An 11,180-nucleotide genomic window follows, 5' to 3' on the forward strand; every position below is an offset into this window, starting at 1 on the left:
TATTGGTCGTATTAAGGCCCGACAGACTCATCCTAGCCGTGCGAGGCCGGGCGCGAATAACGTGTAAAGGAATCGGCCGTGAAACAAGTATTTATCAGCTCGTGGGCGCTGCTGCTTGGTATGTGCCTTTTGATGGTCGGAAACGGCATGCAAGGCACGCTTTTGGGGATCCGAGGCGAGATTGAAGGGTTTTCGACCTTTCAGATGTCAATTGTCATGTCGGCCTATTTCGCAGGCTTTCTTGGCGGCAGTCGTCTGGCGCCCGTCATGATCAAACGCGTTGGGCATGTGCGGGTGTTTGCCGCTTTGGCCTCACTGATTTCTGCTGTTATTTTACTTTATCCGACATTTGCCAATCCCTGGGTCTGGTCGATTGGACGGATCTTAATCGGCTTTGGGTTTTCGGCCGTTTATGTGACGGCCGAAAGCTGGCTGAATGACGCGGCCGACAATTCGAACCGCGGTAAAGCACTGTCGCTTTATATGATTGTCCAGACGTTGGGCATTGTCGCCAGTCAGGCGCTGTTGTTGACGGCTGATCCGTCGGGTTTTGTGCTGTTTGTCATCCCATCCGTGCTGGTATCTTTGGCCATCACACCTGTTTTGCTGTCGATCAGCCCAACGCCGGCCTTTGATACAACCAAGCCGATGACGCTGCGCGCGTTAGCGACGTTTTCGCCCTTGGGTTGTTTCGGAATGTTCATACTCGGGGGCGTCTTTGCAGCGCAATTTGGCATGTCGTCAGTATACGGCGCGCAAGTGGGGCTAAGTGTCGGACAAATCTCGACCTTTGTGGCGACGTTTTTTGTCGGTTCTGTTTTGCTGCAATACCCGATTGGTTTGGTTTCGGACCGCATGGATCGCCGTGTGTTGATTATCTTTGTCTCAGCTATAGGCGCGTTTGGGGCATTTGTGGGACTGACGTTTGGACCTGACTTTAAGATGCTGCTGGTCGCCGCATTCATTGTCGGGGGCATGTCGAACCCGCTTTATTCGCTGTTGCTCGCGCATACCAACGACTTTCTAGAACACGACGATATGGCCGCCGCATCCGGGGGATTGATCTTTATCCACGGATTGGGCGCTATCTTTGGCCCTTTGATTGTGGGCGCAATGATGGAGAATTTTGGATCAGGCGGGTTCTACCTGTACACAGCAGTGCTGTTCTTGATCCTCGTTGGTTATGCATCCTATCGCGCGACCAAACGGGCATCCATTGGGGCAGACGATACTGGTGCGTATGTCGCCATGAGCCAAGGGTCCGTCACACCCGTAAGACTGGAGATTGCGCAAGAATACGCCATTCTGGCGGACCTTGAGGACGAAGACGCCTAGAACACTGCAACGTGTTATAAATCGTGATTGGGCGAATTCGAAAACCTGTGTAACGATTTTTTAGTAAACGTGTAAACCGAGGTATTTAGTTATGGTTGGCCCCGACGAAATTTTGCGCTTCTGGCTGGATGAATGCAGTCCAAAACAGTGGTTTGTTCAGGACGATGAGTTCGATCAAATTATACGGGATCGATTTCTAGAAACCTGGGTTGCTGCCACCAAAGGCGAATACGCGCTGTGGTTGACCTATCCAAACGGGGCGTTGGCTTACATCATTTTGACCGACCAGTTTCCACGCAATATGTTCCGCGACTCTGGTGCGGCCTTTTCGACAGATCGTGCTGCACTTGCGGTTGCGAAATCTGCCATCGCAAAGGGGTGGGACATGCGCATTGATCCCCCTGCACGTCAATTCATGTACATGCCGCTCGAACATTCAGAAAACCTAAGTGATCAGGATCGGGTGGTGCGGCTGACCTGCGAGCGGATGCAGGATGACAGCTTTTTGTTGCATGCACAGGCGCACCGTGAAGTGATCCGATTGTTTGGTCGCTTCCCGCATCGCAATGTTGTGATGAACCGCACATCCACCGCCTCAGAGCAGGCCTATTTGGATGCGGGCGGATATGGTGCAGTGCTGCGCGGACTGCAACGAAACGCCGCCTAAAGTGCCGCCGCCTAAGGTTTAGTCGATTTGTCGCGCAGATGGTCCGTTGAGGTGCAGGCAAAATTAGTTTAACGGTAAACTAATTTCTGACGCAAGCCTGGTGAGGACATTGATATGGCGACGAAATCCTTTGATGTAGTAGTGATAGGCTCTGGTCCCGGAGGCTATGTGGCTGCCATTCGTACTGCACAATTGGGGCTGTCCACATGTGTGGTCGAACGCGAACACTTGGGCGGCATTTGCCTGAACTGGGGGTGTATCCCGACGAAAGCGATGTTGCGCAGTTCCGAAGTGTTTCACCTGATGCACCGCGCCAAAGAATTTGGCCTGAAGGCTGACAACGTTGGCTATGATCTGGACGCCGTTGTCAAACGCTCGCGTCAAGTTGCTGGTCAGTTGTCCGGCGGTATTGGCCATTTGCTTAAGAAAAACAAAGTGACCGTAATCATGGGCGAGGGGACAATCCCCGCCAAAGGCAAAGTGTCCGTCAAAACTGACAAAGGCGTCGAAGAGATCACGGCCAAGAACATCATCCTTGCCACTGGCGCGCGCGCACGCGAATTGCCGGGCCTTGAGGCTGACGGCGATCTGGTCTGGACTTACAAAGCGGCGTTGACACCAAAACGCATGCCGAAAAAGTTGCTCGTCATTGGATCGGGCGCAATCGGCATCGAATTTGCCAGCTTTTACAACACATTGGGTGCTGACACGACTGTGGTCGAAGTTATGGACCGCGTGTTGCCAGTAGAAGATGCTGAAATTTCGGCCTTCGCCAAGAAGAGCTTTGAAAAGCAGGGCATGAAGATCATGCAAAAGGCGATGGTCAAAAAGCTTGACCGTTCTAAAGGCAAAGTCACGGCTCATATCGAAGTGGGCGGCAAAGTTGAAAAACACGACTTTGACACCGTAATTTCTGCTGTGGGCATCGTCGGCAACGTTGAAAACCTTGGGCTTGAAAAGGTCGGCGTCAAACTTGACCGCACGCACGTTGTCACAGACGAATATTGCCGCACAGGTGTGGATGGGCTTTATGCCATCGGCGACATCGCAGGCGCGCCATGGCTTGCCCACAAAGCCAGCCACGAAGGGACCATGGTGGCCGAGCTGATCGCAGGCAAAAAGGCCCACCCGATCAAGCCAAACTCGATCGCGGGCTGCACCTATTGCCACCCGCAAGTCGCCAGCGTCGGTCTGACCGAAGCCAAAGCCAAAGAGGCGGGATACAAAGTCAAAGTCGGCCGCTTCCCCTTCATCGGCAACGGCAAGGCGATTGCATTGGGCGAACCCGAGGGCATGATCAAAACCGTCTTTGATGAAAAGACGGGTGAACTGCTTGGTGCGCACATGATCGGTGCCGAAGTGACCGAGCTGATCCAAGGGTATGTGGTGGGCCAAGCCCTTGAAACCACAGAAGAAGACTTGATGCACACTGTCTTCCCGCATCCCACGCTGTCGGAAATGATGCACGAATCCGTGCTGGATGCCTACGACCGCGTCATCCATATGTAGTGCTTGCAGCGTGCGGCGTTCGGGCTTAGGCCCGGACGTATGGCAACGCGCACTTCCTTCCCCCTAATCCTGTGCCTTTGGGGCGCGGGATTGGGTGCGGCTGGGCAATATGCCAAAATTAGCGTTATTTTTGATCAACTTGGGGCCGTTTACCCGAATGCGGGCACGGCCTTGGGCTTTATTGTGTCGCTGGTTGGTTTTGTCGGTATCCTTTTGGGCGTCGTCGCAGGCCTAGTCGTTGCGCGCATCCGCTATCGCCGCGCGATGTTGTGGGCGCTGTGGGCCGGGGCCGGGGTGTCGCTGTTTCAGGCCTTGCTGCCAAGCCTGCCATTGATGCTGGCCAGCCGGGTGATCGAGGGCGTTTCGCACCTTGCTATCGTGATTGCCGCCCCCACATTGATCGCGCAATTCAGCGAAGACCGCCACCGCGGCCTGACGCTCACCTTGTGGAGCACGTTTTTCGGCGTCGCCTTCACGCTACTGGTGGCTTTAGGGCTGCCATTGGTCGAAGCACGCGGGCTACCAGCTCTGTTCATCGCACACAGCATCTGGATGGCAGCGTTTGCCCTTGTACTGACAGTGTTCCTGCGCCCGCTCGAAACAGCACAAGAGGGGCTTTTGTCGCTGCGCGGCATTCTGAAGGATCACCTGACCATCTACCGTTCGCCCAGCATCGCCGCACCGGGGGCGGGGTGGCTGTTTTACACCTTCTGCTTTTTGGCGATCCTGACGGTGCTGCCGCCTTACATCGCGCCGGAATGGCGGGCTTGGGTGATGGGGGCGATGCCGTTGGTATCTATCGCCGTGTCGATGACGTTGGGCGTTTTTGCATTGCGGTTCATCAGTGCTGTGATGTTGGTACAAATCGGGTTCGCGGGTTCGGTCGCCGCGCTTGTATGGCTGCTGGCCGCACCCGGATTACCCGTCGCGTGTTTGTTGCTCGCTGCCGCATTGGGACTGGTGCAAGGTGCGACGTTTGCAGCAATCCCGCAACTTAATGAAACCGCAACGACACAATCCCAAGCCTACGGCGCGTTGGCGCAAACCGGCAACTTGGGGAACACCATCGGCACACCAGCGCTGCTCGTGATTCTCAGCATTGCGGGCTATTCGGGCCTGATCTGGACATCGATCATTGTGCTTGCAGGTGGCTTTGCGGTGCATGCTTGGATGGCGAAACGCCGCGGCCACTGACAACTTGTGTCATCAGAATGCATGTTCTTGATGTGTTCTCTCTTTTTCATTGGCGCTCCGGCCCCATCGGGCTATGTACGAATTGTTAACCCGGGGGGCTAAACATGGCCGAGCAAAAGAACATCGAGGTGCGCGGTGCGCGCGAACACAACCTCAAATCTATCGATGTGGACATTCCGCGCGATCAACTGGTTGTAATTACAGGGCTTTCCGGGTCGGGCAAGTCCAGCCTCGCCTTTGATACGATCTATGCCGAAGGGCAGCGGCGCTATGTGGAATCGTTGTCCGCTTATGCGCGTCAGTTCCTTGATATGATGCAAAAGCCGGATGTGGATCACATTTCGGGCCTCAGCCCCGCGATTTCGATCGAACAAAAGACCACATCAAAGAACCCCCGTTCAACCGTCGGCACCGTGACCGAGATTTACGATTACATGCGCCTACTGTTCGCACGTGTCGGAACGCCCTATTCGCCAACGACCGGCAAACCCATCGAGGCACAGCAAGTGCAAGACATGGTCGACCGGATCATGGGGCTAGAAAGCGGTACACGCGCCTATCTGCTTGCCCCGATCATTCGTGATCGCAAAGGCGAATACCGCAAAGAATTCATCGAGTTACGCAAGCAGGGTTTTCAGCGGGTCAAGGTCGACGGCACGTTCTATGAACTCGATGAGCCGCCCACGCTCGACAAGAAGTTCCGCCACGACATCGACGTGGTTGTAGACCGGATTGTGGTCAAGGAAGGGCTGGAAACGCGGCTTGCTGACAGCCTGCGCACCGCGCTTGACCTTGCCGACGGCATCGCCATTTTCGAAACGGCCCCGACCGAGGGCGACCCTGATCGCATGACGTTTTCGGAAAAATTTGCCTGCCCCGACAGTGGGTTCACGATCGCCGAGATCGAACCGCGTCTGTTTTCCTTTAACGCACCTTTTGGGGCGTGCCCGTCGTGCGACGGGCTGGGGCAAGAGCTGTTTTTTGACGAACGCCTCGTGGTGCCAGATCAGAACCTGAAAATCTATGACGGAGCACTGGCGCCATGGCGCAAGGGAAAATCGCCGTATTTCCTGCAGACAATCGAAGCGATTGCGGCACATTACGAATTTGACCAACAGACCAAATGGAAAGACCTGCCTGCCTTTGTAAAACAGGTGTTTCTATACGGATCCGGCGACGAGGAAATCCCGTTCCGTTATGACGAAGGCGGCCGCGTCTATCAGGTCACTCGTGTGTTCGAAGGCGTGATCCCCAACATGGAACGCCGCTATCGTGAGACAGACAGCAACTGGATTCGCGAAGAATTCGAACGCTATCAAAACAACCGCCCTTGCGGCGATTGCGGTGGCTATCGCTTACGCGCCGAAGCATTGGCTGTGAAAATCGGGCCAGTCGATGGTGCCGCCGAAGATCGCCTACATGCGGGCCAAGTGGTGCAGATGTCGATCCGCGAAGCGTACGCGTGGTGCGCGGCCGTGCCAGAGCATCTAACAGTACAAAAGAACGAGATCGCGCGCGCCATCCTTAAGGAAATTCGCGAGCGTCTTGGTTTTTTAAATAACGTTGGATTAGAATATCTTACGCTATCACGCTCAAGTGGAACTTTAAGTGGAGGCGAAAGCCAGCGCATCCGTTTAGCCAGCCAAATCGGGTCAGGTTTGACGGGTGTTTTGTACGTCTTAGATGAGCCATCTATCGGCCTACACCAACGTGATAATGATCGCCTTCTCGACACTTTGAAAAACTTGCGCGATCAGGGCAACACCGTGATTGTTGTCGAACACGACGAAGAAGCGATCCGCGAGGCCGACTATGTCTTTGACATCGGGCCTGGCGCTGGGGTGCATGGCGGGCAAGTCGTGGCACACGGCACGCCCGAAGAGGTCGCATCCACCCCCGAATCCGTCACGGGCCAATATCTGACAGGCGTGCGCGAAATCGAAATCCCGACCAAGCGCCGCAAAGGCAAGAAGGGCGCCAAAAAGCTGACTGTTGTCAAAGCGACGGGCAACAACCTACGCAATGTCACAGTCGACTTTCCTTTGGGCAAGTTTGTGTGCGTCACCGGTGTGTCCGGCGGCGGCAAATCCACACTAACCATTGAAACACTGTTCAAAACCGCCTCAATGCGGCTGAATGGTGCGCGTCAAACACCGGCTCCTTGTGAGACGATCAAAGGTCTAGAGCACCTCGATAAAGTCATCGACATCGACCAACGCCCCATTGGTCGCACGCCGCGTTCGAATCCTGCGACCTATACCGGCGCGTTTACCCCGATCCGCGATTGGTTTGCGGGCCTGCCGGAATCCAAGGCGCGCGGTTACAAACCCGGTCGCTTTAGCTTTAACGTCAAAGGTGGGCGATGCGAGGCCTGCCAAGGTGATGGCGTCATCAAGATCGAGATGCACTTTCTTCCCGACGTTTATGTGGAATGCGAAACCTGTAAAGGCGCGCGCTACAACCGCGAAACGCTTGAAATCAAGTTCAAGGGCAAGTCCATCGCTGATGTGTTGAACATGACGGTCGAGGACGCGCAGGGTTTCTTCCAAGCCGTGCCAAGTATTCGCGAAAAGATGGATGCGCTCATGCGTGTTGGCCTAGGCTATATCAAGGTGGGTCAGCAGGCGACAACGCTATCGGGCGGTGAGGCGCAGCGCGTGAAACTGTCTAAGGAACTTAGCAAACGTTCTACTGGGCGTACGCTTTATATTCTGGATGAGCCGACGACGGGTTTGCATTTTGAAGATGTGCGTAAGCTATTGGAAGTGCTTCATGAATTGGTCGAGCAAGGCAATTCTGTCATCGTGATTGAACACAATCTGGACGTTGTGAAAACAGCCGACTGGATCATCGATATCGGCCCTGAAGGTGGCGACGGTGGCGGGCAAGTTGTGGCCACGGGCACGCCGGAGGCTGTGGCCGATGTTGGCGAAAGCCACACCGGTCACTACCTTAAGCAGATGTTAAACGCGCGCAATGTGGCGGCGGAATAATCGTTAGGATCGCCCGCGCGTTTCAAAGCGAGGCAGCATCGCGCTAAAGTCGCGCCCTTTGCCGCCTTCGTCCTCGACGAACTGACGGTAAAGCTCAAGCGCGCGTGCACCCATTGGTGTATCGGCGTCCACGGCTTCTGCCGCTTGCTGGCTTAATCCAAGGTCCTTTAGCATCAATTCTGATGCAAATCCGGGGGCATAGCCGTTGTCCGCCGGACTTTGCGGGCCGACGCCGGGGGCGGGGCAATAGGCGTTCATTGACCAGCTATAACCCGAAGACGTGCTGGCCACGTCAAACATTTTTTGCCGCTCAAGGCCCAGTTTGTCTGCCAATGCAAAGGCCTCGCAGGTGGCGATCATTGTGGCACCTAGGATCATGTTGTTGCAGATTTTGGCGGCTTGTCCCGCACCCGCTTCGCCGCAATGCACGGCCTTTTGGCCCATAATATCGAACAAGGGTTGCGCGACGGCAAAGGCCTCGGTGCTGCCTCCGGCCATGAACGTCAACGTGCCACCAGCCGCGCCGCCAATCCCACCAGAAACGGGTGCATCAACGGCCAACATGCCCGCAGTTTGCGCTTGGTCCGCCACAGCGCGCGCGCTGTCCACATCGACGGTTGAACAATCGATAAGGGTCGCGCCGGATTGCATGGCCGGGATGATGTCGCCAGCGACGGCGCGCAGGATGTCGCCATTGGGCAGCATGGTGATAACGATGTTGCGCTGCGCGGCTGCCGCAACGGCGCTAGCAACGGGCGTGACGCCCAAGGCGGTGGTGCCGGCGACGTCAAATCCAACCACGTCATGTCCGGCGGCCGCAAGGTTTGCAGCCATGGGTGCGCCCATGTTGCCAAGGCCAATAAATCCGATCTTCATTCCCGTTTCTCCCAGTTGCAGCGCCATTTTTCCAAGTGGCATCAACATCTTGCTGACGGCAGTTGGGGGCACGTTTTGACCCTCGAATTGCCATTTGGGGCTGCGATCCTTATCGATGATGGCGGCCCGGATGCCCTCAAGGAATTCTCCTTGTTCCATCGCGCGCGCCGTAAAGCGATATTCTAGGTCCAGCGCCTTTTCCAACGTCAAACTTGGCCCGCGCAGGCGGTGCAACGCCTCGATGGTGCAGGCCATCGACAACGGGCTGTTGCGGCCCATGCGTTTCAGCGTGTCGCGGGCAAACTCACTGTCTTCGGCGCGCAGCGTGGTCAGGATGTCACTTAAAGACGCGCCATAAAAGTGGCGGTCAATGTCGGGTTGCGCGATCTGGATGGGGCCGGGGGCAGGGGGCGTGACTTGTTTCAAGCACGCAGGTTTGCCCGTGGCCTCAAGTGTGGCGATCAGGGGCGGCCATTGGTCTTCGGGGATGTAAAGGTCTGCAAAACCGAAAAAAATCGCATCCGCCGCATTCATCCGCGCCCCTGTTGTCCCTAGATATTCGCCCAATCGCCCGGGCGCGAGGGCCAACATCAACGAGCCACCGACATCGGGCACAAGGCCGATGCCGCATTCCGGCATGGCGATTTGGGATGTGTCGCCCACAACGCGGTGCGAGCCGTGACACCCAATGCCAACGCCTCCGCCCATGGTGAACCCTTGCAGGAAACTGACGAACGGTTTGGGGTATTGGAAAATCTTGTGGTTCAGGCGGTATTCGTCGGCCCAGAACTTTTGACCATAGGCATAATCGCCGCGTGAGCCTGTGTCGTAAAGTTCCGCAATGTCGCCCCCCGAACAGAACGCGCGATCGCCGATCGCGTCCAGCACCACGACATCAACGCGCGCGTCATTGCGCCAATCGTCCAATGCAGCCTCGATGGCCAGACACATCTCGTAGGACAGGGCATTCAACGCCTGTGGGCGCTGCAACGTGATCCGGCCCGCGCGCCCGGTGATGCGGATATTGATGTCAGTCATGTGGTGCTTTTCCAAACGTCGAGTTCATATTCTGCTTTTTTGCGCATGCGTTCAGCTGGGCCGAAGCGCCCGAATGTCAGGGCGATCACTGCAAAATAGGCGGGAAAGAAATCCAAGAAAACAGATACTGTGATTGGAAGTATCATCAACAGTGACAAAACTAAGATCGAATAAGTAACTGTTATCGATGGGAGTGCTCCAAGCGAGAGTGTCGCGAATAGCAGGAGAAAAAAGATCGCACCCGGCACAACCACCCACCAAAAAATCAAAGGTATTACAACTAAAAATATTGAGAATATCGATAGTTTCGGCGCGACACGCCAAGACCAAGCACGGACTTTTAGATAGCGGCCGTACAGCATGCTTTGTTGGAACCAAGTAAAATACCCGATCATCTATTCTTCAACATATCGCGCGCCACGATAACGCGCATGATCTCGTTCGTGCCTTCCAAAATCTGATGCACACGCAAATCGCGCACCAGCTTTTCGATGCCGTAGTCCGCCAGATACCCATAGCCGCCGTGCAGTTGCAGGCATTGATCAACAACCTTACTGCCTGCATCGGTCACGAACTTTTTGGCCATGGCGCAGAACTTGGTCGCATCGGGCGCGTCGTTGTCTAGCTTCCAAGCAGCGTGGCGCAGAAAGGTGCGGGCGGCTTGCAGTTCGATCTCCATGTCAGCCAGCCGCCATTGCAGCCCCTGAAATTGATCGATGGGTTGGCCAAAGGCCTTTCGCTCGCCCATATATGCGAGGGTGGCGTCCAGTGCAGATTGCGCGGCACCCAAAGAACAGGCCGCAATGTTCAAACGGCCGCCATCCAGCCCTTTCATCGCATATGTGAAACCTTTGCCTTCTTCTCCAACCAAATTTCCTGATAAAATGTTGCAATTGTCAAACTGTACTTGCGCTGTCGGTTGGCTGCGCCAGCCCATTTTGTCCTCAAGAGCGCCAAAACTCAGCCCCTCGGCGCCGTCTTCTACATAGACAGTGGACACGCCCTTGGGCCCGTCATCGCCGGTGCGCACCATGCACACGTATGCATCGGAATATCCCCCGCCCGAGATAAACGCCTTGGTGCCGTTTAGCACATAACCTTCGTTTGTGCGTTCGGCGCGGGTGCGCAGGGCAGCGGCGTCAGATCCGGAGCCGGGTTCAGTGAGACAATAGCTCAGCACGGTTCCCATGCTCAGCACGCCGGGCATTACGCGGGCCTTCAGCGCGTCATCGCCAAAACTGTCCAGCATCTTGGCGCACATGTTGTGGATCGAAAGGAACGCCGCAACAGAAGGGCAGGCCATCGATAGGGCCTCAAACACCAGCGTCGCATCCAGTCGGCCCAGGCCCGCGCCGCCAGCGTCCTCAGATACATAAAGCGATGCAAAACCAAGCGCGCCGACCTTGGGCCACAGATCTTTGGGGATGGTGCCTGCGGCTTCCCATGCGCGGGCATAGGGGGCGATTTGATCCTGACCAAAGGCATAGGCCATGTCGAAAATTGCTGTCTGTTCTTCGCTTAGGGCAAAGTCCATGATGCCTCCGTTCTGGTTCGGCTCAATCCGGAGG

General features: G+C 55.8%; 8 protein-coding genes and 1 pseudogene. 5 read left to right on the forward strand and 4 right to left on the reverse strand.

The features are described 5' to 3' along the window. Window positions 1-78: 78 nt before the first annotated feature. From ABJF76_RS19800 to uvrA, 5 genes are all read left to right on the forward strand, one after another. Window positions 79-1,335 carry an MFS transporter gene (locus tag ABJF76_RS19800; protein WP_413820668.1) on the forward strand — a complete coding sequence of 419 codons (1,257 nt, stop codon included), beginning with the start codon at window positions 79-81 and terminating at the stop codon, window positions 1,333-1,335. 91 nt (window positions 1,336-1,426) lie between these two features. Beyond that, window positions 1,427-2,002 carry a DUF924 family protein gene (locus tag ABJF76_RS19805; RefSeq protein ID WP_413820667.1) on the forward strand — a complete coding sequence of 192 codons (576 nt, stop codon included), beginning with the start codon at window positions 1,427-1,429 and terminating at the stop codon, window positions 2,000-2,002. 114 nt (window positions 2,003-2,116) lie between these two features. After that, entirely contained in the window at window positions 2,117-3,511 is a 1,395-nt protein-coding gene (lpdA, locus tag ABJF76_RS19810; RefSeq protein WP_413820666.1) for a dihydrolipoyl dehydrogenase, read from the forward strand. A gap of 39 nt (window positions 3,512-3,550) precedes the next feature. Next, entirely contained in the window at window positions 3,551-4,705 is a 1,155-nt protein-coding gene (locus ABJF76_RS19815; RefSeq protein ID WP_413820665.1) for an MFS transporter, read from the forward strand. A 104-nt stretch (window positions 4,706-4,809) separates the two neighbouring features. Next, entirely contained in the window at window positions 4,810-7,698 is a 2,889-nt protein-coding gene (gene uvrA / locus ABJF76_RS19820) for an excinuclease ABC subunit UvrA (RefSeq protein ID WP_413820664.1), read from the forward strand. 3 nt (window positions 7,699-7,701) lie between these two features. On the opposite strand, the gene mmsB is transcribed toward uvrA, so the two are convergent. The 4 genes and pseudogenes from mmsB to ABJF76_RS19840 all read right to left on the reverse strand — a co-directional run bounded on the left by mmsB (window position 7,702) and on the right by ABJF76_RS19840 (window position 11,146). Then, window positions 7,702-8,574 carry a 3-hydroxyisobutyrate dehydrogenase gene (gene mmsB, locus ABJF76_RS19825; protein WP_413820759.1) on the reverse strand — a complete coding sequence of 291 codons (873 nt, stop codon included), beginning with the start codon at window positions 8,572-8,574 and terminating at the stop codon, window positions 7,702-7,704. 84 nt (window positions 8,575-8,658) lie between these two features. Then, window positions 8,659-9,612: pseudogene (locus ABJF76_RS19830) on the reverse strand (enoyl-CoA hydratase/isomerase family protein); the annotation flags it as partial. Beyond that, window positions 9,609-10,007 (reverse strand): hypothetical protein, encoded by a 399-nt coding sequence (locus tag ABJF76_RS19835; protein WP_413820663.1) that lies wholly within the window; start codon window positions 10,005-10,007, stop codon window positions 9,609-9,611. The gene ABJF76_RS19835 and the pseudogene ABJF76_RS19830, both read right to left, overlap by 4 nt. Further along, the gene (locus ABJF76_RS19840; RefSeq protein ID WP_413820662.1) at window positions 10,004-11,146 is read right to left on the reverse strand and encodes an acyl-CoA dehydrogenase family protein; all 1,143 of its coding nucleotides are present in this window, start codon (window positions 11,144-11,146) and stop codon (window positions 10,004-10,006) included. Before ABJF76_RS19840 ends, ABJF76_RS19835 begins: the two co-directional genes overlap by 4 nt. Window positions 11,147-11,180 lie beyond the last annotated feature (34 nt).

The organism is Tateyamaria sp. (assembly GCF_039940735.1).
Taxonomy (GTDB): domain Bacteria; phylum Pseudomonadota; class Alphaproteobacteria; order Rhodobacterales; family Rhodobacteraceae; genus Tateyamaria.

What these genes read in the sequence shown, in the direction of transcription:
- ABJF76_RS19805 (WP_413820667.1), top strand. Translation starts at nt 1,427, where the DNA reads ATGGTTGGCCCCGACGAAATTTTGCGCTTCTGGCTGGATGAATGCAGT.
- mmsB (WP_413820759.1), bottom strand. Translation starts at nt 8,574, where the DNA reads ATGAAGATCGGATTTATTGGCCTTGGCAACATGGGCGCACCCATGGCT.
- lpdA (WP_413820666.1), top strand. Translation starts at nt 2,117, where the DNA reads ATGGCGACGAAATCCTTTGATGTAGTAGTGATAGGCTCTGGTCCCGGA.
- uvrA (WP_413820664.1), top strand. Translation starts at nt 4,810, where the DNA reads ATGGCCGAGCAAAAGAACATCGAGGTGCGCGGTGCGCGCGAACACAAC.
- ABJF76_RS19815 (WP_413820665.1), top strand. Translation starts at nt 3,551, where the DNA reads ATGGCAACGCGCACTTCCTTCCCCCTAATCCTGTGCCTTTGGGGCGCG.
- ABJF76_RS19835 (WP_413820663.1), bottom strand. Translation starts at nt 10,007, where the DNA reads ATGATCGGGTATTTTACTTGGTTCCAACAAAGCATGCTGTACGGCCGC.
- ABJF76_RS19840 (WP_413820662.1), bottom strand. Translation starts at nt 11,146, where the DNA reads ATGGACTTTGCCCTAAGCGAAGAACAGACAGCAATTTTCGACATGGCC.